The sequence below is a fragment of the Dietzia sp. ANT_WB102 genome (assembly GCF_008369165.1).
In the GTDB taxonomy this organism is placed as follows: domain Bacteria; phylum Actinomycetota; class Actinomycetes; order Mycobacteriales; family Mycobacteriaceae; genus Dietzia.
The window spans coordinates 316,527-341,759 of record NZ_VOBA01000002.1 but is presented as its reverse complement, the minus strand read 5'-3'; the positions used below and the strand labels follow the sequence as shown (position 1 = coordinate 341,759).

Sequence of the window (25,233 nt, the reverse complement as noted above, 5' to 3'; positions counted from 1 at the left end):
TGTCCCACCGGAAGGCTAGAAACCCAGACGTCCCAGCATCTTGGGGTCGCGCTGCCACTCCTTGAGGACCTTGACATGCAGGTCGAGGTATACCTTGGTGCCGAGCAGTTTCTCGATGCCCGCGCGGGCGGTGGTTCCGACCTCGCGCATGCGCGAGCCACCCTTGCCCAGGACAATCGACTTCTGGCTCTGACGTTCCACATACACGGTCGCGTGGACGTCAACCATGTCGGCGCGACCCTCATGCGGCAGGACCTCCTCGATCGTCACGGCGATCGAGTGGGGCAACTCGTCGCGGACGCCCTCCAGGGCGGCCTCGCGGATGAGTTCGGCCATGCGGGACTCGTCGGATTCCTCGGTGATGACGTCATCGGGGTAGAACTGCGGCCCCTCGGGCAGCAGGGTCGCGATGAGGTCGGCCACGACATCGACCTGCTCGCCCGATACGGCCGACACCGGGACCACTTCTGAGTCCGGCCCGAGGAGTTTCGACACCGCCACGAGCTGTTCCATGACCTTCTGCTTGGAGACGGTGTCGATCTTGGTCACCAGCCCCAGCACCGGAGTATCGGGGCAGAGTGAGCGGACCTGGTCGAGGATCCAGCGGTCACCGGGGCCGATGCGTTCCCCGGCGGGGATGCACAGGCCAATGAGGTCGACATCCGAGTAGGTGTCCTCCACCAAAGCGTTGAGCCGCTCGCCGAGCAACGTGCGGGGCCGGTGGAGGCCGGGGGTGTCGACCAGGATGATCTGGGCGTCTGGCCGGTGCACGATTCCGCGGATCGCGTGCCGGGTGGTCTGTGGACGCGAGGAGGTGATGGCGATCTTCTCCCCCACGAGCGCGTTGGTCAGGGTGGACTTACCCGTGTTGGGTCGGCCGACGAAGCTGACGAACCCGCTCCGGAAGCCCTCGGGGGTACTCATCTGTTCTCCTCGTCGTCGTGGGTGTCGTGCTCACTCGTCTCAACTCGGGCCGCCACCACGGTGACAACCTTGACCCGTCCGCGCCGGTCGTGCCCGCCCTCGGCTCGAAGGTCGAGCCCGGTGGACACGACGTGAGCGCCGGGCAGCGGGACGCGCCCGAGCTCCAGCGCGAGGAGTCCACCGAGAGTCTCGACCTCCTCGGTCACGTCGTCGGCGAACTCGAGGTCGAACAACTCGGCCACCTCGTCGAGCCCGAGTCGGGCGGACAGTCGATAGCATCCGTCGCCGAGGTCCTCGACGGGCGGGACCTCGGTGGTGTCGTATTCGTCCACGATCTCGCCGACGATTTCTTCGAGGATGTCCTCGATGGAGACCAGCCCGGCGGTTCCGCCGTATTCGTCGACGAGGATCGCGAGGTGATTGTGGTCGCGCTGCATCTCGCCCAGCAGGTCGTCGATCCGCTTGGCGTCAGGCACGAAGACTGCGGGGCGCATCACGTCGGCCACCGGGGCGGCGCGCCCGTCGGGATCCTCCAGGCGGGCGACGATATCGCGGAGATAGACCACGCCCACCACGTTGTCTGAGTTGTCCCCGTCGACCACCGGGATCCGCGAGTAGCCGGATTTGACGGTGAGCCGCGCGGCCTGGCCGACGGTCTTGTCGGACTCGATCCACACCATCTCGGTGCGCGGGGTCATGACCTCGCGCGCGGTGGTGTCGCCGAGTTCGAACACCGACTGGATCATGCGGGACTCGTCGTCGGCCACGACGCCCCGTTCCCGAGCCATGTCCACGATCTCGAGCAACTCGATCTCGGAGGAGAACGGACCGTTGCGGAAGCCGCCACCGGGGGTGACGGCATTGCCGACGCCGACCAGCAGAGACGCGACCGGTCCCAGGACGAACCCGGTCACGGTCAGCGGGGTCGACGCGCCCAGCGCGAGGGTGTAGGCATGCTGGCGGCCGAGGGTGCGGGGCCCGACGCCAGCCACGATGTAGGCGGCGACGGTGGTCACCACGACTGTGGTGACCACCGCCCAGGCCGTGGAGTCGATGAGGTCGTTGAACACGACGGTGAACAGCACCGCCGCAGCCACCAGGCTCAGCATGTGGAGCAGCACGGTGACGTTGATGTAGCGCGGCCGGGTGGTGAGCATTGTGGACAGCCGCGTGGCGCCGTACCTGTTCTCCTTGGTCATCTCCTCGACGCGGGCCACCGAGACGGTGCTCAAGGCGGCGTCGAGGGCAGCGAACAGTCCGGCGACGGGGATGAGCGACACGGCCGCAACGGCCGTCAGGATGGTCGTGTCCACCTGTCAGGCGTCCGCTCTCGGGGCCTCGTCGCGGTGGTCGTACCACTCGCCAAGCAGTTCGTTCTGAAGGCCGAACATCTCGCGCTCCTCGGCGGGCTCGGCATGGTCGTACCCGAGCAGGTGCAGGCAGCCGTGGACGGTCAGCAGCGCGAGTTCGTGCGCCAGGGGATGTCCGGAGCTGGCGGCCTGGTCGGCGGCGAACGCCGGGCACAGCACGATGTCGCCCAGCATGGCCGGGCCAGGCTCGGGTAGATCGGGCCGACCACCGGGTGTGAGCTCGTCCATGGGAAAGCTCATGACGTCGGTGGGCCCGGGCAAGTTCATCCACGTCACGTGCAGATCGGCCATCGTGTCCTTGTCGACGAGGGTGATCGACAGCTCTGCGGCCGGGTGGACGTCCATCCGGGCGATCACGAACGCGGCCACGTCGATGAGTTCTGCCTCGTCGACCTCCACGCCCGACTCGTTGGCGACCTCAATACTCATCGTCGGCGCTGCTCCCTGTTTCTGTGTGCGGTGGGTCGTTCACCCTGGTCGAGGCGAGCCTCGTGCTTGGCATAAGCGTCGACGATCCGGCCGACAAGGGCGTGCCGGATGACATCCTTGGACGTCAGTTCGGAAAAGTTGATGTCGTCCACCCCGGTGAGGATGTCGCGCACGACCTTCAGGCCCGAGCGCTGGCCACCGGGTAGGTCGATTTGGGTGATGTCACCGGTCACGACGATCTTGGAACCGAAGCCGAGCCGGGTGAGGAACATCTTCATCTGCTCGGGCGTGGTGTTCTGCGCCTCGTCGAGGATGATGAACGAATCGTTGAGGGTCCGCCCGCGCATGTACGCCAGCGGAGCCACCTCGATGACCCCGGCTGCCATGAGCTTGGGGATCGCTTCGGGGTCCATCATGTCGTGCAACGAATCGTAGAGCGGCCGCAGGTACGGGTCGATCTTCTCGTGCAGGGTGCCGGGCAGGTAGCCGAGGCGCTCACCGGCCTCGACCGCCGGCCGGGTGAGGATGATTCGACTGACCTCTTTCGCGCGCAACGCGGCGACCGCCTTGGCCATGGCGAGGTAGGTCTTGCCGGTGCCGGCGGGGCCCAAACCGAACACAATCGTGTGGTCGTCGATCGCATCGACGTAGCGTTTCTGACCGAGGGTCTTGGGCCGGATCATCCCACCGCGGCGGGAAAGGACGTCGGTGCCGAGCACCTCCTCGGGGGTGAGCGGTCCCGAGCCGGCGAGGATCTCCACCGAACGTCGTACCGAAGTGGGGGTGATCTCCACTCCCCTTCGCGCCTGCCGCAGCAGGTCGGAAACGACGCGGGTGGCGCGGTCCACGTCGGGACGATCACCGGAGATGGTAATGGTGCCACCCCGGACGTGCAGGTCGGCTCGGAGGAGGTCCTCGAGCGCCCGCAAATTGGTATCTGCGGCGCCGAGCACCGCCATCGCCAGATCTGGGTCCAACTGCACAGCAGTTCGGGTGGGCGCGTCGCCGGAGTCTCGTGGGTCGCCACCGCTACCTGTGGTCAGGTCGGCGGCTGTGTCGCTGTCTGGGGTGCTTACGTGAATCACTTCCCGTGTCGTGGTGAGGTTGGGTCGAGTGTAGACCCCGCGTCCGACCATCTCGGTGTGAGAACGCCGAGCGCGGCGAGCGCCACGGTGGCGGCGGTCGAGGTGCGGAGCACTTCCGGCCCCAGGACGACGGGCCTGGCGCCGGCCGCAGTGAGGAGGTCGATCTCGGCGTCAGAAACCCCTCCTTCGGGGCCGACGACAACGAGGATCCGCGGCGCCGGCAGGCCCGCGGTCACCGCATCCGCGAAACCGGCCGCGCCATCCTCGTGCAGGATGAGTGCGCAGGCCCCGGCTTCGACCTCGGAGGCGACGAGGGCGGCGAGGGCGGTGGAGTCGACGAGCTCCCCGATCTCCGGCTCCCACGCCCGCCGGGACTGCTTGGCGGCGGCCCGGGCGGCGTTGGCCCACTTGGCCCGGCCCTTGTCGACCTTGGGGCCGGTCCACCGACTCACGCAGCGATCGGCCAGCCACGGCACGATCCGGTCCGCGCCGGCCTCCGTGGCCAGCTCGACGGCCAGTTCGGACCGCTCGGACTTCGGCAGGGCCTGAACTACGGTGACCTCCGGACTCGGGCGCGGCATGTCGACCCGAGAGACGACCTCGGCCTCGACCCTGCCTGGGCTCGTCGTCGTCACCACACAGTCGGCCACCGCTCCACGGCCATCCCCGACTCGGATACCCTCCCCAGCCCTGATCCGCAGCGCGGACCCGGCGTGCCGGCCCTCGGGCCCGTCGAGCACGATCGACGCACCGACACCGGGGACGGTGTCGGTGCGGAACAACGACGGGGTCATGCGGCGGTCAGTGCCCCGCGACGGCGTCGCGGAGGCGGGAGAACAGGCCGCCGCGGCGAGCGGTGTCCTCGTTGACGACCTCGGCCGAGTCGCCGTCGAGGCGACGCAACTGCTCGACCAGGTCGCGGCGCTTGCGGTCGAGCTTCTCCGGGATCACGACCTCCATGTGGACAGTGAGGTCGCCGGCGCCTCCGCCCCGCACGCGGGGCATACCGCGCCCGTTGAGGGTGACGGTGTGTCCGGGCTGGGTACCTACCGGGATCTCGATCGTCAAGGGGTCGCCCACGACCGTCTCGAGTTCGACCTCGCCACCGAGCATGGCGTCGACGACAGGGACGCGGACTGTGCAGTGCAGGTCCTCGCCGTCGCGGACGAAGACGGGGTGGTTACGCTCGTTGACCTCGATATACAGGTCACCGGCAGGACCACCGCCGGGGCCGACCTCACCCTGCCCGGACAGGCGGATCCGCATGCCCCCGCCGACGCCGGCGGGAATCTTTGCCGAGACGGTGCGGCGCTTGCGGACACGGCCCTGCCCGGTGCACTCACCGCACGGGTCAGTGATGATCTCGCCCGTCCCCGCGCAGGTGGGGCACGGACGACTGGTCATGATGTTGCCCAGCAGCGACCGCTGGACGGACTGGATCTCGCCCTGGCCCTGACACATCCCGCAGGTGGTCGGCGGCTTGTCTGTGGCCGAGCCCTTGCCGTGACACTTCTCGCACAGCACGGCGGTGTCGACCTGGATTTCCTTGGTGACACCGGTGGCGCACTCCTCCAACCCCAGGGTCACGCGGATGAGCGCGTCCTGGCCGGGCTGAACGCGGCTGCGGGGACCGCGACCACTGCCGCCTCCCCCGCCGCCGAAGAATGCCTCGAACACGTCGCCGAGACCGCCGCTGCCGAAGCCCCCACCGAAGCCGCCGCCATACCCAGCGCCCGGCGAGGAGTCCAGCGGGTCCCCGCCCATGTCGACGACGCGGCGCTTCTCGGGGTCGGTCAGCACCTCGTAGATCGCAGTGATCTCGCTGAACTTCTCACGCGCCTCGTCCGACGGGTTCACGTCGGGGTGAAGCTCACGGGCGAGCTTGCGGTAGGCGCGCTTGATCTCGGATTCCGAGGCGCCCCTATCGACCCCGAGGGTCCCGTAGTAGTCGCGTGACACGTCTGGCCTTTCGTCGAGAAGAAGATCTGGCTCCTGGAAGGAGCGTACGGACGTCAGCGCCCGGTGAGCAGCTCGCCCACGTAGTGGGCAACAGCGGCAACCGAGGCGATTGTTCCCGGATAGTCCATCCTTGTGGGCCCGAGCACCCCCATCCCGCCGAATGCCTGGCCCTCCGCACCGTATTGGGAGGACACCACGGAGGCGCCGCGGATCTCCGCAGCCTGGGTCTCTTCCCCGATCTGGACGGTGACGCCCCCCGGCCCTCCCCTACCCATGGACTGTGCCGCGGTGAGCAGGCGCAGGATGACGACCTGCTCCTCGAGCGCCTCGAGCACAGACCGCAGTGAGCCGTCGAAGTCGGCGGCGCTGCGGGTGAGGTTGGCGGTTCCGCCCAGAACGATCCGGTCGTCGGGGTGTTCGACAAGCGTGTCGACGAGGACGGTGACGCAGCGTTCGACCGCGTCGCGATACTCGGGTCGGGCTCGCTCCCCCGTAGCAGCAAGGGCATCGGAGGCGTCGGGGAGTCGCTTGTCCGCGACGGCCTCGGACAGCAGGAGGCGCAGCTCCCCGAGGTGGTCGTCGGGCAGCGCCGCAGCCAACTCAACCGTCCGCTGGTCTACGCGGCCGGTATCGGTGATGACGACCAGGAGCAGTCGGGTGGGGCTCAGACTCACCACCTCCAGGTGGCGCACCGTGGAGCGACCCAGGACCGGGTACTGGACGACGGCGACCTGACGGGTGAGCTGGGACAGCAGTCGAGCAGCCCGCCGGAGGACGTCGTCCAGGTCAACGGCACCCTCGAGGAAGGCTTGGATCGCCCTACGCTGCGCGCGGGTCAGCGGGGTGATCTCCTCGATCGAATCGACGAAATGCCGGTACCCCTTTTCCGTGGGGACGCGACCGGAGCTCGTGTGGGGTTGCACGATGAATCCCTCGGCCTCGAGCACGGCCATGTCGTTGCGGATCGTCGCGCTGGACACTCCCAGCGAGTAGCGGTCCACCAGGGCCTTCGAGCCCACCGGCTCGTGGGAGGCGATGTAGTCGGAGACGATCGCGCGCAGGACCTCGGTCCTACGATCGGTCGTACTCGACATATCGTGCTCCTCCCGTTCACGTCATCAGATATTCGATTCTATGCGAGTTCCCGGGCCGGCGGCTCAGACGAGGACGTCGCGGACGACGCCATCCGCCAACAGCCGGCCGGCGTCCGTGAGCGCGTACCCCGGGCCCCGGTGGTCGCCCGCCGCCCGGCGTCGCAGGAGCCCGGCCGATACCTGGGTGTCGGCGCGGGTTCGCTCCTCCGCGGTGAACGCATCGTCGCCGAGCCCCTCCGCCAGGCGAAGTCCGGTCATGATGCGCTCGGTGTGGCGATCGTCGTCTGTGAGGATTTCACCGCCGTCGACGGGAAGCTGGCCCGAGTCGCACGCGGAGGCGTATCGGGCCGGATGACGGATGTTCCACCAACGGGCCCCGGCCACGTGCGAGTGGGCTCCCGGTCCTATGCCCCACCAGTCCCCGCCGCGCCAGTAACCCATGTTGTGGCGGCAATAGGCGGACTCGTCGGTGGCGAAGTTGGACACCTCGTACCAGTGGAACCCGGCCCGGGCGAGGCGCTCGGCCACCTGCTCGTAGCGGTCGGCCAGCACGTCGTCGACTGTCCCCGGCATCTCGCCGCGGCGGATCCGGCGCGCCAACGCTGTGCCGTCCTCCACGATCAGCGAGTACGCGGATACGTGGTCGACCCCGGCAGCGACGACCGCATCAAGCGTCCGCGCCAGATCGTCGTCGGTCTCGCCGGGCGTGCCGTAGATGACGTCGAGGTTCACGTGTTCGAACCCGGCCTGCAGGGCCTCGGCGACCGCCTCCTGCGGGCGACCGGGGGTGTGTGTCCGGTCGAGAATGCGCAGGACGTGCGCTGCGGTCGACTGCATCCCCAGGGAGATACGAGTGAACCCGCCCTCGCGCAGCCGGGCGAAGAACTCTGGCGAGGTGGATTCTGGGTTGCTCTCCGTGGTGACCTCCGCGCCGGGCGTAAGCCCGAACGCGGCGTTGATGCGGTCAAGAAGTCCCACCAGGACGTCCGCTCCGACCAGCGACGGGGTGCCTCCGCCGATGAACACCGTGTCGACTTCAGGTGGTGAGCCCGACGCAGCGAGTGCCTGTGCGGCCCGGTCGATCTCGATCGCTGCAGCCCGCTCCCAGTCGACCGGGGAGGTCGCCGAGCCGAGTTCCCCGGCGGTGTAGGTGTTGAAATCGCAGTAACCGCACCGCGTTGAGCAGAACGGTACGTGGAGGTAGACGCCGAAGGGTGCCTTCGGGTCGCGGACCGGGGGCGCACTCGCCACAGTGGCGGGATCGTCGGGCAGGGTGGTCATACCTGACCGGTCTCGGTGTCCGATGCGGTCTCATCTCCAGTCTGGTTCGGAGTGGGAAGCCTGTCGATCGACGGAGGCGGCGTCGCCGCGATCTCGTCATCGCCACGAACTGTAGCCGTCGTCGCGCTCTACGTCGGCGTCTGGGCGGCGTCGTCGGGGGTACCCGGGTCCGCGGACCCGAGCGGTCGCGCCGCCGACCGGGCGGCAGGGCCGGCCGGTTTGGACCCCGTGGGCTTGGTGGGTCGATTCTGCGCCGGGGCCTTTTCAGCCGCCGGCTTCTGGGCCGGTTCTTTTGTGGCGGGGTGCTTCTCGGCGGGTGTCTTCCTCGCCGCGGGCTTCTTCGCTGGAGCCTTCTTGGCTTGAGCCCTTTTCGCGGGAGCTTTCTCCGCGGCCGGTTCCAGTGTGTCGCGTTCCTTCTCGGCGACCGACCCTCCCGTCGAACCCACCGTCGCCCCCGACCTGGCGAGTTCCCTCGCGGCCTGACGCGTCGACGCGCGCTGCTCCTTACGCTGCTCCGCCAGTTCGGCGGCGGATTTGCGTACGGCGGTGGGCGCCCCGCTCTTCTCCCGCTCTTCCGCCGCGACCACGTACTCCGCGAGGGCGTCCTCGACCGCATGCGCCAGCGGCCACGGGTCCGGCACGAGGTCCTTGCAGCCGATGAACCCGATGTGCAGCTTGCCGTCCAGCGACATCACGGTGCAGTTGAGGCCGGCGCCGTGGAATACCGGGCCCAGGGGCAGCATCTTCTCGATCTTCGCGCCGAGGAAATAGAGCGGGAAATTGGGGCCGGGCACGTTGGAAATGACGAGGTTGTGCACGACCGGGTGGTGCTCGGACAGTCGCAGGCGCGAGTACATGCGCACCGCGGAACCGAACACCGACGGCGCCGCGAACTGCGCCCAGTCGGTGAGCAGGTTGGCGTCCAGTGCGTCGGTGTGGTCCTTTGCGACGGTGTTAGCGTCACGGATCGACTCGAGTCGGGCGACCGGGTCGTCGATATCGGTGGCCAACGACATGAACATGCCGGACACCCGGTTCGTGCCGGGCCGCGAATCTGCAGCGTGCACCGACATCGGGACCATGGCGATCAGTGGCTTGCGCGGCAGCGCGTCCAAGTCGTCGAGGTACTTACGCAACGCGGTCGAGCAGACCGCGAGCACCACGTCATTGACCGTGGTCCCGAACGCGTTCTTGACGCGTTTGATGTCCGCCAGGTCGACGCTGGCGAAGGAGATCGACCGGTGCCCGGTGATCGTGCGATTAAACGGCGTGCGCGGGGCGGTGAACGGCGCGGGCATCGCGAGTCCCTTGCGGGCCCTGTTGATCCACGACGGCAGAACCTTGAAGGTGCCCGGCAGCAGTGAGGCGAGCCGCCATGGAGTGGCCAGCCTCGATAACGCACCGCCGACCGCCAGTTCCAGGGCGCCCGAGCCTCCGGCAGTTTCCTCCAGCAGGTCGGGATCGAGATCCGGATCGTCCGGGGTGAGGGTGCACAGCTGGGACATCATGTTTGCCCCTGTTACGCCGTCGACGGTCGAATGGTGCATCTTGGCGAAGACCGCGACCTGATCGTCCGGCAAACCTTCTATGACATACATCTGCCACAACGGCATCGACCTGTCGATCGGCTGGCTGGCGAGGTGCGAACACAGCTCGGCGAGCTCGCGGTCCCCGCCCGGCGCGGGGATCCCGACACGATGCAGATGATGGTCGATGTCGAAGTCCTCTGCCTCGACCCAGACGGGGTGATCCACGTTGAGCATCGAGTCGTGCAGCTTACGACGGAACGTCGGCATGGCCTTGATCCGGCGCGAGAGCTCGGCCCGCAAAGCATCGTAGGAATAGCCGTCCTTCATAACGGACACGTCAAGGACGATCAACCCGCACACGTGGAGGAGTTGAGCCCTGGTCTCGAAATACAGGAAGCTGGCGTCGAGCCCACTCAATCGCTGCATGTCGAGGAGTGTACGTCCGGCCAGCGCTCCACGGTGGTCGTTGGAAGACGACAGCAGAAAAAGATTAGAGAACCTCTATGAGGACCCATGCGACCACGACGAGCGCGATCAGAAGGGCCAGGGCGAGTGTCACACGCGACCGGGGCATCAGCGGACCTCCTTCCCGGTCTCGATGGTCCGCGGGGTAGTGAGCTTTCGGAACCGGCGGACGAGAATATCCGCAGCCCTCTCGACAACCACCGCAATGAGGATGAACAGCGGGATCCCCATCGCGAGCAGGATGGCCACCTGTAACGGGAACGGCAGCGTCGCGAGCCAGAGCTCGATCTTGTCCCAAAACTGCAAGAACGCCGGCACGTGGGGATCCTACGACCGTCCGGCAGTAGCGGCTCTGTCGCCTCCCACCACCGAGGAGTCGAGCCCGCGACGACGCAGCAGTGCGGCGGGACTCGGCTCGGCCCCCCGCAGACGGCGGTAGGCGTCGAGAAAGTCGATGGCCCCACCTCGGGAGAGCACCTCACTCCGCATTTTCTCGCCCGAGGACCGCTTCAGTCCCCCGCGCTCGACGAACCACTCGGCGGCGTCGGCGTCGAGCACCTCCGCCCAGAAATAGGAGTAGTAGGCGGCGGAGTACCCGCCGGCGAAGATGTGCTGGAAGTAGCGGGACCGGTAGCGCGGTTCGATGCCGGGCACATCGAGACCGGCGTCGGCGAGGACGCGGGCCTCGAAAGCGTCGACGTCGGTGACGGCCTCGGCCTCGGACAGCGACAGCGAGTGCCAGGCCAGGTCCAGCAGAGCTGCCGCAAGGTACTCGACGGTGGCCTGCCCCTCACCGAACCGCTCGGCCTCCCGCATCCGATCGACGAGGTCCTCGGTGATCGGCTCTCCTGTCTCCACGTGCCGGGCGTAGTGCGCGAGCATCTCGGGGCGCCGCGCCCACATCTCGTTGACCTGGGAAGGGAACTCCACGAAGTCGCGGGGCACCGAGGTACCGGAGAACACCGGGTACTCCACGTCCGACAGCAGCCCGTGCAGGGCGTGCCCGAACTCGTGGAACATCGTGGTGGCCTCATCCATCGTGAGCAGCGTGGCCTGCCCCGCCGCGGGGCGGGCCAGATTCATGACGTTGACGACGACGGGCCGCGAATCCAGGAGCCGGGACTGATCGCGGAACGAGCTCATCCACGCCCCACCGCGTTTGGTCGGTCGGGCGTAGTAGTCCAGCAGCAGCAGACCTACGCCGGCATCGCGGTCGTTGCGCACGTCGTCGAACACCTCGATCACCCGGACATCGGGCAGGAACCCGCTAAGGTCCCTCCGCTCCTCGAAGCGCAAGCCGTACAGCTCGGAAGCCGCGTGCATCACCCCGTCGCGCAGCACCCGCTCCAGCTCGAAGTAGGGCCGGACGGTCGCGTCATCTACCTGGAACCGCTCGGCCCGGAGCCGCTCGGACGCCCACGCCCAGTCGGCCGGGTGCAGCTGACGATCGTCGCCGCCGAGCAGGTCCTTGGCTTCGTTGCGGGCGTTGGTGACTGCGGCGTCCACCACGTCGAGTAGCAGTCCGCGTGCTGCCTCGGGCGACCCTGCGGTCTCCACCGCGAGGACGTGCTCGGCATGGCACCCCAGCCCGAGCAGCTGCGCGCGCTCAGCGCGCAGGCGGACGATTTCCAACACGATCGGCGAGTTGTCGTGACCCGGCGTCGCGCCCCGACTGAGCGAGGCCTCCATGACGCGGTGGCGCAGACCGGCATCGTCCAGCCACGCACTGATCGGCTGGACGGTGGGCAGACCCAGTGAGATCAGCCAGCCGTCCCGCCCCGCCTCCGAGGCGGCCGCGGCGAGCGAGGACCGCATGGACTCCGGCAGGCCCGCGAGTTCGGCCTCGTCAGTCACCGGGACGGCCAGCTCCGTGGTCGAGGCCAACAGGTTCTCGCCGAACTCGGTGGTCAGCTCGGCCAGTCGCGTGTCGATCGCGGTGAGCCTGGCCCGGCCGGGGTCATCGAGCGAGGCACCCGAGCGGAGAAGGTCGCGGTGGTGCCGGCGGATGAGCCGGTTCGTCTCCTCGTCGACATCAAGCTCATCTGCCTCGAGCGCGGAGTGGAGAGCGTCGACGCGGCCGAACAGGCGCGGGTCCGTCATCACAGCGGAGCGGTGCGCGGCCAAGAGCGGCGAGACGACCCGATCTACGTCGAGGCGGGCTGGCGTGGCATCCGGGCCGAGTAGGCCATAAAACACCGACAGGACCCGGTCCAGGGCCCGACCCGAGCGCTCGAGGGCGATCACGGTGTTGTCGACCGTCGGCGGCTCCGGGTTGGCGACGATCGCCGCGACCTCCGCCGCGTGGTCGTCGATCGCGGTCCGGATGGCCGGCTCCAGGTCCTCGTCCCGGACCGCCGCGAAGTCCGGCAGACCGTATGGCAGCGGAGACTCGTCGAGCAGCGGGTGACGGGGGGTCTCGGGGCTCGGAACAGTCATGCCCGGAGTCTACGTCCGCAGGCGGGAACGCTCGCGCCTGCAGCCACTGGCCCCTGTGTCACGTCCGCGGGCCCCAGTGTCACAGCCACTGTGCCACGGTGTCCCACGCCAAGCGGACCGCCAGGATGCTGATGACGACGAGGAATACGGTGCGGATGAACTCGTTACCGTGCCGCATCGCCATCCGCGCTCCGATGAACCCCCCGGCCAGGTTGGCCACCGCCATGCACCCGCCGATGATCCACAACACCTCCCCATGCACGCCGAACACCAGGATCGAGGCAATGTTCGTGGTGAGGTTCGCGAGCTTGGCCGCCACCGTGCCCTGCAGGAACCCGAATCCCAGGAAGGCGACGATCGCGATGACGAAGAACGACCCCGTCCCCGGGCCGAGCACCCCGTCGTAGAACCCGATCACCACCCCGATGAGTGCTGACCGCCACGTCCGCGCCCATCCGGTGTGTCGCTCCTCGTGAACCCGCCCCATCGTCGGTTTGGCATACGTGTAGGCGCCGACCACGACCACGGCCACCAGGACGACCGGCGTGAGGAACTCTTTCGGGATGAACCGGGCCACCGAAGACCCGCCCGCGGACCCCACGAAGGCCGCCACCACCAGCGGCAATACCATCGCGACCGGCACGCGGACCTTCCGCAGATAGGTCAGGGTGGCGACAAGGGTCCCGGCGACCGACGACAGCTTGTTGGTGCCGAGCACCTCCGGCGTCGTGGCGTCCGCTGGAAGCGCGATGACCAGCGCCGGGAGCTGGATCAGCCCGCCTCCCCCGACCACGGAGTCGACCCAACCCGCGACGAACGCCGCCACGATGAGCGCCGCAAGCACCCAGACGGAGACCCCCAGGGCGGGAGACGCGGCGGCGACCGCGATAGACGAAGGCATGTCGATCACTGCCTCGCGAAAGTGAACACGACGCTGGCGGCGTTCGCGATTTACTTCTTGTCGGCGCTCGAGTCTGCCGACAACGCCGCTACGAAGGCCTCTTGGGGCACGTCCACCCGGCCGATGGACTTCATGCGCTTCTTGCCCTCCTTCTGCTTCTCGAGCAGCTTGCGCTTACGGCTGATGTCGCCGCCGTAACACTTGGAGAGAACGTCCTTGCGGATTGCGCGGATGTTCTCGCGGGAGATGATCTTGGAACCGATCGCCGCCTGGATCGGCACCTCGTACTGCTGGCGCGGGATGAGCTCCTTGAGTTTGACGGTCATCTTGTTGCCGTAGGCTTGCGCGTAGTCGCGGTGAACGATTGCGCTGAACGCGTCCACGGCCTCGCCCTGCAGCAGGATGTCCACCTTCACCAGGTCCGCAATCTGCTCACCGGCTTCCTCGTAGTCCATCGAGGCATAGCCCTTTGTCCGGGATTTGAGCGAGTCGAAGAAGTCAAAGATGATCTCGCCCATCGGTATGACATAGCGCAGCTCGACGCGGGTCTCGGAGAGGTAGTCCATGCCCTTCATCTCGCCCCGCTTGGACTGGCACAGCTCCATGGTGGTGCCCACGAACTCACTCGGCACGATGATCGTGCACTTGACGATCGGCTCGTAGACCTCGCGGTTCTTACCCTCCGGCCAGTAGGACGGGTTGGTGACCTGATGCTCGGTGCCGTCCTCGGCGATCACCCGGTAGACGACGTTCGGCGCGGTCGAGATGAGGTCGAGGTTGAACTCGCGCTCCAGCCGGTCCCGGGTGATCTCCATGTGCAGCAGGCCCAGGAACCCGCAGCGGAACCCGAAGCCGAGTGCCACCGACGTCTCAGGCTCGTAGTCCAGCGAGGCATCGTTGAGCTGCAGCTTGTCCAGCGCGTCGCGCAGGACCGGGTAATCGGACCCGTCGATCGGGTAGAGCCCCGAGAACACCATCGGGTTGGGTTCCTTGTAACCCGGCAGCGGCTCCATTGCGCCACCGCGGGCGCTGGTGACCGTGTCGCCGACCTTGGACTGGCGCACGTCCTTGACGCCGGTGATGAGGTATCCGACCTCGCCCGGGCCGAGTCCCGCCGTGGATTTGGGTTCCGGCGAGATGATCCCGACCTCGAGCGCCTCATGGGTGCTGCCCGTGGACATCATCTTGACCTTCTCGCGCGGCCTGAGCGAACCGTCCATCACGCGGACATAGGTGACGACACCGCGGTAGGTGTCGTAGACCGAGTCGAAGATCATCGCCCGCGGCGGCGCGTCCGGGTCACCCACAGGTGCCGGGATCGTCTCGCACAGCTTGTCCAGCAACTCTTCGACGCCGACGCCGGTCTTTCCGGAGACGCGGAGCACGTCGGCGGGCTCGCAGCCGATGATGTGGGAGATCTCCTCGGCGAACCGGTCCGGGTCCGCCGCGGGCAGGTCGATCTTGTTGAGCACCGGGATGATCTCGAGGTCGTTCTCCATCGCCAGGTAGAGGTTGGCCAGGGTCTGCGCCTCGATGCCCTGCGCAGCGTCGACAAGCAGGATGGCCCCCTCACACGCCTCGAGCGCGCGGGAAACCTCGTAGGTGAAGTCCACATGGCCCGGGGTGTCGATCATGTGCAGGACGATCTCCTCGCCCTCGTGCGCACCCGAGCGGGGTACCCAGGGCAGGCGGACATTCTGGGCCTTGATGGTGATGCCGCGTTCGCGCTCGATATCCATGCGGTCGAGATATTGGGCGCGCATGAGCCGCTCCTCGACCACACCGGTCAACTGCAGCATGCGGTCGGCGAGCGTCGACTTGCCGTGGTCGATATGGGCGATGATGCAGAAGTTCCTGATCCTGGCCGGATCGGTGAACGTCGTCTCTGCGAAGTTGGGAATCTCGATCACTCCTGGAGGCGGGCCCGGGTGATGCTGGATTGCGGTCCGTCCGGGCGATCACCCCATTGTCACACGCCTGCGCCGCGAATACTCATCACGTACCGGCCCGTGGGGACCGCGTCCACCGTGCCCTCGTCGAGGAAGCGCGCGGTGGAGGCTGTCATAGCCCGGATATTGGCGGACATGCGCTCGTCGTCGCCGCGAGCGTCGAAGAACACCCCCAGGTCCTGTGCGGCCTCGACGGGGAATACTTCCTCGACGATCCCGTCGATCGTCGGCGCGTCCGCGGTCAGCGCGCGGACCACCACGTGCTGGGTGTAGCCGGTGGTGGATTGGGTGTCGATCGCGACCTGCGTGTGCTCCTCGAGCCATATGCGCAGCCATTCCCCGCGTCCGATGCGTTCCGGTCGGCGCAGGAACGCGAGGTTGGCCATCCCCTCGCAGCGGCCGTCCGACCCGGGACCGGGCACGGGGAGCAGTTCGGACGCGGTGACCGACCACGCCGACACGGGCCCCAGGCCACGCAGCGCATCCAGCAGGTCGGCACACGCGGTCGCCGAGGCGGCCGGAACGCGGGCGCGCAAGGCTGCGAGTACCGGTCTGGGTGTGACACGCACATCGATCAGGGCGCCGGCCACCGCCTCGTCACGCACGTTGAGCAGGTACTCGTCGACCCCGAGTGCGGCCAGTGGCCCCTCCGCGACGTCCGCGATCCGCGCCCGCAGGCTCGGAGCACCCCCCGGATCCACTGGGGATTCGTCGCCTGCCCACACCACCGCCATCAGCATGTCCATGGCCGTCATCCTAGGGCGGTTACGCTGATGGGCATGGCTATCGACTGGGCCCGGGTGGGTCGCACGGCTGCCCGGATGGGGCGCAAGTACGGACCGACGGTGGCGCGCGAGGTGCGCCGGCGGCTGGACGACCGCGTGGTCTCCCCCGCGCTGTCCCGGCCGGCCGGGCCCGAGGGGCGGCCCGCCACCACCGGTACCGCACCCACCTCGAGCCGGGCTCGCAGGATCTCCTATGCGCCCGACCTCGATGGTCAGGCCGACCCCGGCGAGATCGTGTGGACCTGGGTCGAGTTCGAGGAGAACGACGGGCGCGGCAAGGACCGCCCAGTCCTGGTGGTGGGTCGGGACGGGGACCACCTACTCGGCCTCCAGCTCTCTTCGCAGGACAAGAGGGACGACGACGAGGGGTGGCTCGGGCTCGGATCGGGGCCGTGGGACTCGGAGGGCCGACCGAGCTGGGTACGCCTCGACCGCGTGCTGGACGTCCCCGAGCAGGGCATCCGTCGCGAGGGCGCGATCTGCCCGCGAGCGAAGTTCGACCAGGTCGCCGGTCGACTCCGTTCGGACTATGGCTGGCGCTGACGTTTTGGCCGGTGGACACCCCCGCTGGTAAAGTGGGTCGTCGGTGTCCACCGGAGCACGTTGTGCACGTGCCCGCGCGGACGAGACGACAAGACATCAGATCGGCGGGATCCCCACGTGGAGCCGTCGACACACGACAAAAAGGTGTGACGAGTGGCCAACATCAAGTCCCAGATCAAGCGGAACCGCACCAACGAGCGCAACCGCCTCCGCAACCAGTCGACCAAGTCGGGTCTGCGCACCGCCATCCGCAGCCTGCGCGAGGCCACCGCGGCAGGCGACAAGGAGAAGGCCGGCGCCCTGCTGGTCGCCACCTCGCGTCAGCTCGACAAGGCCGCCAGCAAGGGTGTCATCCACCCGAACCAGGCCGCCAACAAGAAGTCGGCGCTCACCAAGGCCGTCAACAGCCTCTGAGCACACCGGCGACCCTCCCCACGGAGAGGCAGCGAGCCCCGCGTTACCTGACCTGACGTGACGAGGCTCCGAGGGCCCACCTCACACCACGTGTGTGAGGTGGGCCCTCGTCGTATCCGCGGTGCGGATCGACACCCCGGTGCGTCCGCCCACGAGTCCGGTCAGTTGGACGACGCCAGCGATCCGACCGCGCGAACGGCCCGCTCGAGCGCATAGGACGTGTCCTCCGCCTGTCCCTTGACCTCACCGTTAAGCCGGGCGACCACTTGCAACGCGCTACCCAGGGTCTCGATCGACCAGTGCCGGGTCTGGGCGGTCACCTTTTTGACCTTCCACGGCGGCAGTCCCTGACGGGCCAGATCCGCAGGCGGCACTCCACGCTGGGTCCCGACCAGGGCGACCGAGTTCACCGCGTCCGCCAGCGCGTCGGCGAGAACCACGTGCGGGACCCCGGTGTGCATGGCCCACTCGAGCGCCTCGATCGCTCCGGCCACGTCCCCGACTACCGCCCGTTCCGCGACGGTGAACCCACTGACGCCCACGACTCCCGAGTGGTATCGCCGCACCGCTTCCACGTCCACCTTGCCGCCCGTGTCGGCCACGAGCTGACCGCACGCCGACGAAAGCTGCCGCAGGTCGGTTCCCACCGCTTCCACCAGGGCCTCGCAGGCCTCGGGTGCAACCCGCACGTTCAGCGTCCGAAACTCCGACCGGACGAAGCCGACCACGTCCATGTGCCGGGTGAGCTTCCCGGCCGCGTGTTCCTGGGCCCCCGCCTTTCGCAGGTCCGCCACCAGCGCCTTGGCCCGGCCACCTCCAGTGTGCTGGACGATCAGCACGGTCTCGGGAGGCAGATCGCCGGCAGCGTCGAGTATCGCGGCCTGGGCGTCCTTACCCAGTTCCGCCGCCCCCGTGATCACCACGATGCGAGCCTCACCGAACAGGGACGGCGAGAGCAGTTCGAACAGCTGCGGTGCCGTGACCTCAGGCCCACCCAGCCGCGAGACCACCGGCGGGTCCTGGCCGGCCGGAGTTGAGGCGCGCAGCGTCGACACGACGCCTGCGGTAGCGCGTTCGGTGAGGAACTCGTCCTCACCCAACACCAGGTGCAACACGGACGGTGCAGACTCCGATGTCATCTGCGCTCCTCGTCGTTGTGGTTAACGGTTGTCGTTGTCGACGGTTGTCACGATCGACGGTTGCCATCGTCTCCTGTCATCGTGCCACGCCGCCCCGACAGGTCGTCGGATGCGAGCGGTGGGACTGCTCGGGCGAGGACGCCTACTCTCGGTGGTCCGGGTCCATCCCACCAAGAGACTGCATGCACCCGATTGTGTCGCTCGATCTGGTGCGCGGCCAGGGTGTGCTCACCCGGGCGTGACGGCCGGCGATCCCGGTAGCCCGGCAACGACGCCCGCGACGGTGTCGAGCCACCACAACGCCGGAGAGCAGGCCGCGGCCAGCACGACTGCGCCGCTCTCCCACACCGGGCCCAGCGCAGCCGCCGACGTGCCGAGCACGGTGACCAGCGGCACCGCCGGCGCCACCGCGATATTCGCGGGCAGGGCCCACGGCCCCGAGCCGAGGCCCGAGGCCACGAGCACGGGCAGCGTCGCCACGTGGGCCACGATGCAGACCGCCAGGGCATCGGCGACCGGGCCGGGCATCCACGGTCGTCGGATCCGCTGGGCCACCGGCCTCGCGACCAGCACGAGCGCAGCGGTCGCCGAGACCGACAGCACGAAGCCGGCTCCCGTGGCCGTCGTGGGGTCCAGGAGTGCGATGAGCAGAACCACCGCCGCCAGCGCGGCGAGGGGACGGCCGGTGCGGTGGGCGCCCAACGCAGCCAGGCCTATTGCCCCGGTTCCGGCGGCCCGCAATACAGCTGGTTCCGGACCGACCACGGCGACGAACCCGGCCAGCGCGAGTCCCGCGACCACTATGCGACCGCGGCGCCCCACCCGGACCGCCGCCGCGGCGAGCAGGACCGCCCCTACGACATAGGTGGTGTTAGCGCCCGAGACCGCGGCCAGGTGCGACAGTCCCGCCGCGCGGAACTCTTCGCGGGTTTCGCTGGCTATGCGACCCTCGTCGCCCAGGACGAAAGAGGGAAGCAACCCCACGGCCTCACCCTTGAGTGCCCGGCCTGATACCTGTCGGAGTCGCTCGCGCACCGCCGCCGGAGCCCGACCTGTCCATCCGGGCAGACCGGTCACGCGGGGCGCTGTCAACGCGCGGAGGGCGGGCGGGTCTCCTGCGGATCGCGGCTCCAACACCGCCACTGATGTCTCCACCCGGGTCCCCGGTGGTAGCCCTCTCCAGCCATCCCGGGCAAGCAACACCACGTCGAGTTGGGCCGCCCGCGCGGAGGTTCCCGACCCGGTGACCTCGACCCGGACCGGCACCATCACGCCGCCGCTGCGGATCGGCCGGTCAAAACCGGTCACCAGCAACTGCACACCGGTCCGGCCGCCCGTCAGTTCGGTCAGCGGGTGTGCGGCCAGTGTATGTATCCGTGCCGCTTGCACCCCTGACGCGACCGCGCCCATCGCGCAAGCGACTGCCAGGACGCCCAGGGCGGCCCGGTCGGGCCCGACGCCCGCACCTACTCGTGTGGACCACAGCACGGCGATCCCTGAAGTTGCCGCCAGGACGATGGCGACGGCTGTGGCGATGGTCGGACGCATCGTCCCGGTCGCCGCGGTCGCCGTGAACACCGCGAGCGCGGGCACGACCAACCTAAGATCCCGCACTGCCGGGGCACGATGGTGCGGGACTTCGCCCGGGCCACTCACACCGTGACCAGCGGCCGGAGCCGAGCCAGAGTCGCCGGGCCGATACCGTCGACCTCGACGAGCTGGTCGACGCTGACGAACGACCCGTTGGCGGCTCGCCACGCCAGGATCGACGACGCGGTCACCGGCCCGACACCGGGCAGTGACTCGAGCGCCGCGGCGTCGGCGGTGTTCAGATCGATCACTCCGGTGCCCGTCGCCGGATCCGACGCGCCTCCCGCGTGCGCGCGGGGTGGTGCTCCCGGCTCCGGACCCGCGACGGGACCGGAAGCGGGACCGATGATGTCGCTGCGGGGGCCTCGCGGCCCCTCCGGGCCGGGGGCCGACCCGACGAGAATCTGTTCGCCGTCGGAGACCTTGCGGGCCAGGTTCAACCCGTCCCTATCTCCGCCCTCCAGGACCCCGCCCGCGCTGTCGAGCGCATCGGCGACACGAGCGCCGGGCGCGAGTGTGACCAGTCCGCTACGGCCGACCAGCCCGACGACGGAGACGACTACCGGTTCATCCGCGGCCACCGTTTCTGCCGGTGAGGGCCCCGGGTCCGGGGGTGGAGGCGAGGCACTGGCAATGCCGACCGCCTCCCCCGCCGTAGCCAACGGAAGTTGAGGGACTGGCGGGCCTTCAGGAACTGACGAGAGCAACCGGTGCACGGAGAAAGCGCCGAGCCCCAGCACGAGCACCACCAACGCGATGCCCGCGAGCCGGTCGGGCGCCCACCGGATGCGACCCCACCACGGAGGGTCGGCCCAGGCGGACGCATCCGCGTCCTGCGGCGGGATCCGCTCCGGCCGGTCGCCGTCGGGGTCAAGGTCAGCCCACGGCACCGTCGCCGACTCCGGCCGGCCGGGGTGGTCGCCTCGTGGAGAGCCGTCACCGGTGGTCGGCCCGACGTCTGCCACCTGCCCGTGATCGGACACAGGCGGAGAGAGCGCGCTAGCCAAGTGGCGCAAGGCGGCCGCCCGCTCCGGGTCCCGGTGGGAGTCGACGGGGCCGACGGATCGGTCCCGGGTCTGGGTTCGCATGGCGCGAAGCTAGCCCGGCATGCATCGTCTGTCGGCTCGGAGAGCGGGTGTCAGCCCACTTCCTGTGGAGACGCAGGAGGGATGGGGAATTCAGTGTCGACCAGTTCCGTCACCGAGACACCCACCGTTCCCGGGCCCAGGTGCCAGGCGAGAACTTCGTCAAAGTCGACGATAATGACGCGCTCCGGGAACTGGGTCTCTTTGCGGATCTCGGTGGCCATCTCCTCGGCCCGCTCCCAAGCCTGGTGATGGTGGACCACCACCAGAACGTCGCCGCGGGCCACCTCGTCACGCAGAAGGGTGCGCAGCCGCGCGTGTGCCTTGCTGGTGGTGCGGGCTTTAGCCGCGAGTTCGACCGATCCGGAACGCAGCACGATAACAGGCCGCATGGACAGCGCGCTGCCGAAGAGCGCCGCGAGCGCGCTGATACGCCCGCCCCGGCGCAGGTTCTCGAGCGATTCCAGAGCGGCAAACGTCGAGGCACCCCTGCAGAGGCGCTCGGCCAACTCGTAGGTCGCAGACAGTCCGAGCCCGTTGTTAGCCGCCCACGCGCACTGCGCCACAGCGGCCCCGAAGGCCATGCCTGCTCCGCGGGAATCGGAAACCAGGACACGTCCCCCGAACCGGGTCGCCGCGTCCACCGCCGACTGCCAGGTGCGCGAGAGCTCGCGGGAGAGGTGCACCGACACCACGCCGGAACAGTCGGGATCCGCGAGCAACGCGTCGTAGATACCCGCCAACTCGTCGGGAGTGACGGCGGCCGTGGACACCGCCCTCTCGTCCTCCTCCATGACGTGCAGACCCACCACAGTGATGCCGAACGCGCGAATCCACTCGACGGGCAGATCCGCGCTGGAATCGGTGACCAATCGGATCGTCATGTCGCGTCGACCGGCGGGGTGATACCGGCGTTCCACTGGTCCAGCCGCCAGAGAACGCCGCGGGCAGCCTCCGTGGTAGGGCCGACCCCGGATTCCGGAGCCAGCTCGGGAGGGTCACCCGCACGTACGTGGGCCGACAGTTGCACCCAGCAGGTGTTGCCCAGCCCGTTAAAGACCGGGTACTGCTCCACCGGCAGCTCGAGCAGCGCCGCGGTGAGGGCCGCGATCGCACCGCCGTGGGCGACGATCACAGCAGGGTGCTCGCTCCAGTCGGGGGACGATTCGACCAGTTCGTCCACTACCTCGCGGGTCCGCCGCGCGACGTCCAGGCGGCTCTCCCCCTCCGGCGGTGACCACCGGGGACTGCTGCGCCAGTGGACCCGGGCGTCGGGCCATTTCTCGTCGACCTCGGAGTGGCTCATTCCCTGCCAGGACCCCAGGTGGGTCTCACGCAGTCTGGAGTCGGAGCGAACCTCCAATCCCACCTCGGCGGCCAACGCCCTCGCCGTCTCGTGCGCCCGCTGGAGATCCGAGGACAGGATCGTCCACGGGCGACGGGGCGCCAGCACGCGGCCGACGGCGTGCGCCTGGCGGACCCCCAGCTCACTGAGCTCGGTGTCCAACTGTCCCTGCATCCGCAACGAGGCGTTGTAATGCGTCTGGCCGTGACGCAGGAGAATGAGACGTCGGGTCACCGAGGAGTTCAGAGCTCCTGATCCCGCTGCGGCTCCTCCGGCGCGAGCGAGTCGTCGGTACGGCCGGCACCGTCAACGGGCCGGAGCGCTGTCTTGACGCCCTCGACCTCGACGACGGGGCAGTCCTTCCACAAGCGGTCGAGCGAGTAGTAGTCGCGCTCGTCGACGTGCTGGACATGCACGACCACCTCGTTGTAGTCGAGCAGCGCCCACCGCCCCTCACGGGTGCCCTCGCGACGCAGCGGCTTATGCCCGGCCTCGCGGAGCTTGTCCTCGATCTCGTCGACGACCGAATTCACCTGTCGTTCGTTATCGGCGGAGGCCAGAACGAAACAGTCGGTGATGACGAGTTGTCCGGAGACGTCGATGACGACGACGTCGGTCGCCAGCTTCTCGTCGGCGGCGCGGGCCGCGATCGCGGCAATCTCAAGTGCCTCGGGGCTTGCGGTCACTGGGGGTTCTCCTCGGGGTGGGAATCGGTGGGGACGGTGACCCGGGGTACCGGGGCCGTCGCTGCGGGGGTGCCGTCTAGGCGAGTGGAGCCCTCGGGCCGATAGAGGTTGCGTTTGGCGATGTACTGAACGACCCCGTCCGGCACGAGGTACCAGACCGGGACGTCCTCGGCGGCGCGACGACGGCACTCGGTCGACGAGATGGCCAGAGCGGGGATCTCCAGCAGGTGGACCCGCCCGGCCCGGATCTCGGACAGATGGGTGTCCGACAGTTCGAACCCGGGCCTGGAGACCCCCACGAAGGTGGCAACTTCGAACATTTCCTCCCACCCGCGCCAAGTGACGATCTTCTCCAGCGCGTCGGCTCCGGTGATGAAGTACAGATCGGTGTCCGGGTGCTGACTCAGCAGGTCCTTGAGCGTGTCCAGGGTGTACGTCGGACCGCCGCGGTCGATATCAACACGGCTGACCGAGAATCGTGGGTTGGAGGCCGTGGCGATGACCGTCATGAGATACCGGTCCTCGGCCGGGGAGACCTCCCGGCCGCGCTTCTGCCACGGCTGCCCGGTGGGGACGAACACGACGTCGTCGAGACCGAACCGGTGGGCCACCTCGCTCGCCGCGACGAGGTGGCCGTGGTGGATGGGGTCGAAGGTCCCGCCCATCACTCCGATACGGCGTCGTGCGCCGTCGGGGCTACCCGTCGTGGTCATGGTCGGTGAGTCTATCGGTCGGGGGTGACGGGCAGTCGTCTGCCGCGCCCCGCCGTCCCTATCGCTCACACGGGGAGCAAGCTCGCGACGACGTTCGTGAGCTGTTCGATGTTGCGGCACTCGTGCATGGGAACGTACTGGGAGTACAGCTTGGCCGCCGAGTCGCCCGTCCCCCACTGCCGCTTGGGCTCCGGGTTGAGCCAGTGGGTGTGCCCGACCCGCTCGCTGACGAACTCGAGCGCTTCGACCGACGGGTCCCGGTAATTGTTTCGCCCGTCCCCCAGGATGAGCAGCGACCCCGTCCGGGTCAGGGTGTGCGCAAACTTGTCCGCGAATCCCCTCAGCGCGTGTCCGTAGTCGGAGTGGCCATCATAGGTGACGATCTCGGCCTCACGGACCATCCGGCCCATCGCGGAACCGAGGTCCGATCCGGTCTCGAAGAACGAGGTCACCTCGTCGGTAGTGTCGACGAAGGCGAATACCCGAACGCGGGAGAACTGCTCGCGCAGCGAGTGCACCAGTTGGAGGGTGAAGTGGCTGAACCCGGCCACCGAGCCGGACACGTCGCACAGGACTACCAGCTCCGGCCTGGCCGGCCGTGGCTTACGCAACACCAGCTCCACCGGGACACCGCCGGTGGACATGGACCGGCGCATGGTTTTGCGCATATCGATCGCGCCGTGACGGTGGCGTCGCCGGCGCGCCGCCAGGCGGCTCCCGAGTTGCCTGGCCAGCGGCCCCACTTTTCGGCGCAGTGCCTGCAAGTCCTGGTCGTTCGCGCGCAGGAAGTCGACCTGCTCGGCCGCGGGCCCCACCGCGTACTGGGCGACGCGGTCACGGCCCACGGTTTCGGCGGTGCGGCGGCGGGTCTCGTCTGCGACCTCTCGCAGGAAACCGCGGACCATGTCGGCGGCCGAGTTCGCGGCGGCGGTCTTCTCGGCGTGCCGCTTGGCACCGTCCGGGTCAAAGGGGTCGGCGCCCAGCAACCCGTCCAGGATCCGCTGCATGATCGTATTGGTGTCGAGCGGGCTCAGTGCCTGGTAGGCGGAGTAGCGCGGGCCGTTGACCGAGTCGTACGAGCCGAGCTGCTCGACCAGCAGTTCCGCCAACGCCCGGGCCTTGGCACGCGACTCCTCGGTGTCCTCGAGCAGGAGCGAGGCGATGAGCTCGTTCAGGGCCTCTGGATCCACCTTGCCGTCGTCGTCGGTCGGGATCTCGACTTCGAGCGTCACCGCGTCGCCCGGCGCGTGGGCCCCGACGGCGGACGGGAACCACAGGTCGAAGAGCTGATCGAACACCCCGCGGTGGGTGGCCTTGTGCAGGATCGTCGAGGCCAGCGCCTCGCGCAGCGCGGCGCGGTCGAGAAGGTCGACATGCACCATCGCCGCGGCGGCGTCCACGGTCTCGCTCGGGCCGACGGGGATGCCTTTGCGGCGTAACGCGTCGACGAAGTCGACCAGGTGGCCGGACATCCCGCCCGGGGTCCCCTTGGTCATTCCGCCCACCTCCCG

Annotated in this window: 23 protein-coding genes and 1 pseudogene; 2 read left to right on the top strand and 22 right to left on the bottom strand. The window is 68.6% G+C overall.

Going from position 1 to position 25,233, the window contains the following annotated elements:
* Positions 1-15: 15 nt before the first annotated feature.
* The 14 genes and pseudogenes from era to FQ137_RS13220 form a co-directional block, all read right to left on the bottom strand.
* Positions 16-924, bottom strand: a complete 909-nt coding sequence (gene era, locus FQ137_RS13285) for a GTPase Era (protein ID WP_149293083.1) — start codon at positions 922-924, stop codon at positions 16-18.
* Complete coding sequence (locus tag FQ137_RS13280; RefSeq protein ID WP_149293082.1) at positions 921-2,237, bottom strand: hemolysin family protein; 1,317 nt, start codon at positions 2,235-2,237, stop codon at positions 921-923. The genes era and FQ137_RS13280 overlap by 4 nt, the downstream gene beginning before the upstream one ends.
* A 3-nt stretch (positions 2,238-2,240) precedes the next feature.
* Positions 2,241-2,723: an rRNA maturation RNase YbeY gene (ybeY, locus tag FQ137_RS13275; RefSeq protein WP_149293081.1), complete on the bottom strand. Its 483-nt coding sequence runs from the start codon at positions 2,721-2,723 to the stop codon at positions 2,241-2,243.
* Positions 2,720-3,808, bottom strand: coding sequence for a PhoH family protein (locus tag FQ137_RS13270; protein ID WP_149293080.1), 1,089 nt, complete (start codon positions 3,806-3,808; stop codon positions 2,720-2,722). Before FQ137_RS13270 ends, ybeY begins: the two co-directional genes overlap by 4 nt.
* A complete protein-coding gene (locus FQ137_RS13265; RefSeq protein ID WP_149293079.1) occupies positions 3,805-4,602 on the bottom strand; it encodes a 16S rRNA (uracil(1498)-N(3))-methyltransferase in 798 nt (265 codons plus the stop codon). Before FQ137_RS13265 ends, FQ137_RS13270 begins: the two co-directional genes overlap by 4 nt.
* A 7-nt stretch (positions 4,603-4,609) precedes the next feature.
* Entirely contained in the window at positions 4,610-5,767 is a 1,158-nt protein-coding gene (gene dnaJ, locus FQ137_RS13260) for a molecular chaperone DnaJ (protein WP_149293078.1), read from the bottom strand.
* Positions 5,768-5,820: 53 nt separating this feature from the next.
* The gene (gene hrcA, locus FQ137_RS13255) at positions 5,821-6,861 is read right to left on the bottom strand and encodes a heat-inducible transcriptional repressor HrcA (RefSeq protein WP_149293077.1); all 1,041 of its coding nucleotides are present in this window, start codon (positions 6,859-6,861) and stop codon (positions 5,821-5,823) included.
* A 63-nt stretch (positions 6,862-6,924) separates the two neighbouring features.
* Positions 6,925-8,142 (bottom strand): radical SAM family heme chaperone HemW, encoded by a 1,218-nt coding sequence (gene hemW / locus FQ137_RS13250; RefSeq protein WP_149293076.1) that lies wholly within the window; start codon positions 8,140-8,142, stop codon positions 6,925-6,927.
* A gap of 566 nt (positions 8,143-8,708) precedes the next feature.
* A pseudogene (locus FQ137_RS13245) lies at positions 8,709-10,097 on the bottom strand (wax ester/triacylglycerol synthase family O-acyltransferase); the annotation flags it as partial.
* 147 nt (positions 10,098-10,244) lie between these two features.
* A complete protein-coding gene (locus FQ137_RS13240) occupies positions 10,245-10,454 on the bottom strand; it encodes a hypothetical protein (protein WP_149293074.1) in 210 nt (69 codons plus the stop codon).
* Positions 10,455-10,463: 9 nt separating this feature from the next.
* Positions 10,464-12,572, bottom strand: a complete 2,109-nt coding sequence (locus FQ137_RS13235; RefSeq protein WP_149293073.1) for a M3 family metallopeptidase — start codon at positions 12,570-12,572, stop codon at positions 10,464-10,466.
* A 79-nt stretch (positions 12,573-12,651) separates the two neighbouring features.
* Positions 12,652-13,473, bottom strand: coding sequence for a TSUP family transporter (locus FQ137_RS13230; protein ID WP_149293072.1), 822 nt, complete (start codon positions 13,471-13,473; stop codon positions 12,652-12,654).
* A 50-nt stretch (positions 13,474-13,523) separates the two neighbouring features.
* Positions 13,524-15,383 carry a translation elongation factor 4 gene (gene lepA / locus FQ137_RS13225; RefSeq protein ID WP_149293071.1) on the bottom strand — a complete coding sequence of 620 codons (1,860 nt, stop codon included), beginning with the start codon at positions 15,381-15,383 and terminating at the stop codon, positions 13,524-13,526.
* 59 nt (positions 15,384-15,442) lie between these two features.
* Positions 15,443-16,168 carry an EthD domain-containing protein gene (locus FQ137_RS13220; protein ID WP_149293070.1) on the bottom strand — a complete coding sequence of 242 codons (726 nt, stop codon included), beginning with the start codon at positions 16,166-16,168 and terminating at the stop codon, positions 15,443-15,445.
* Positions 16,169-16,201: 33 nt separating this feature from the next.
* Here FQ137_RS13220 and FQ137_RS13215 point away from each other — a divergent pair, with 33 nt between their 5' ends.
* Positions 16,202-16,750, top strand: coding sequence for a type II toxin-antitoxin system PemK/MazF family toxin (locus FQ137_RS13215; RefSeq protein ID WP_149293069.1), 549 nt, complete (start codon positions 16,202-16,204; stop codon positions 16,748-16,750).
* A gap of 153 nt (positions 16,751-16,903) precedes the next feature.
* Positions 16,904-17,164: a 30S ribosomal protein S20 gene (gene rpsT, locus FQ137_RS13210; RefSeq protein ID WP_096905757.1), complete on the top strand. Its 261-nt coding sequence runs from the start codon at positions 16,904-16,906 to the stop codon at positions 17,162-17,164.
* Positions 17,165-17,325: 161 nt separating this feature from the next.
* On the opposite strand, the gene holA is transcribed toward rpsT, so the two are convergent.
* The 8 genes from holA to FQ137_RS13170 form a co-directional block, all read right to left on the bottom strand.
* A complete protein-coding gene (gene holA, locus FQ137_RS13205; protein ID WP_149293068.1) occupies positions 17,326-18,303 on the bottom strand; it encodes a DNA polymerase III subunit delta in 978 nt (325 codons plus the stop codon).
* Between the two features lie 228 nt (positions 18,304-18,531).
* Positions 18,532-19,896 (bottom strand): ComEC/Rec2 family competence protein, encoded by a 1,365-nt coding sequence (locus FQ137_RS13200; RefSeq protein WP_255584328.1) that lies wholly within the window; start codon positions 19,894-19,896, stop codon positions 18,532-18,534.
* A 59-nt stretch (positions 19,897-19,955) separates the two neighbouring features.
* Positions 19,956-20,981: a helix-hairpin-helix domain-containing protein gene (locus FQ137_RS13195; RefSeq protein WP_149293067.1), complete on the bottom strand. Its 1,026-nt coding sequence runs from the start codon at positions 20,979-20,981 to the stop codon at positions 19,956-19,958.
* Positions 20,982-21,031: 50 nt separating this feature from the next.
* The gene (locus FQ137_RS13190; RefSeq protein WP_149293066.1) at positions 21,032-21,862 is read right to left on the bottom strand and encodes a DegV family protein; all 831 of its coding nucleotides are present in this window, start codon (positions 21,860-21,862) and stop codon (positions 21,032-21,034) included.
* Complete coding sequence (locus FQ137_RS13185) at positions 21,859-22,557, bottom strand: histidine phosphatase family protein (protein ID WP_149293065.1); 699 nt, start codon at positions 22,555-22,557, stop codon at positions 21,859-21,861. The genes FQ137_RS13190 and FQ137_RS13185 overlap by 4 nt, the downstream gene beginning before the upstream one ends.
* An 8-nt stretch (positions 22,558-22,565) precedes the next feature.
* The gene (gene rsfS, locus FQ137_RS13180; RefSeq protein ID WP_149293064.1) at positions 22,566-23,009 is read right to left on the bottom strand and encodes a ribosome silencing factor; all 444 of its coding nucleotides are present in this window, start codon (positions 23,007-23,009) and stop codon (positions 22,566-22,568) included.
* Positions 23,006-23,722 (bottom strand): nicotinate-nucleotide adenylyltransferase, encoded by a 717-nt coding sequence (nadD, locus tag FQ137_RS13175; protein WP_149293063.1) that lies wholly within the window; start codon positions 23,720-23,722, stop codon positions 23,006-23,008. The genes rsfS and nadD overlap by 4 nt, the downstream gene beginning before the upstream one ends.
* Positions 23,723-23,787: 65 nt before the next feature.
* Positions 23,788-25,218 (bottom strand): VWA domain-containing protein, encoded by a 1,431-nt coding sequence (locus tag FQ137_RS13170; RefSeq protein WP_149293062.1) that lies wholly within the window; start codon positions 25,216-25,218, stop codon positions 23,788-23,790.
* Between the last annotated feature and the right edge of the window lie 15 nt (positions 25,219-25,233).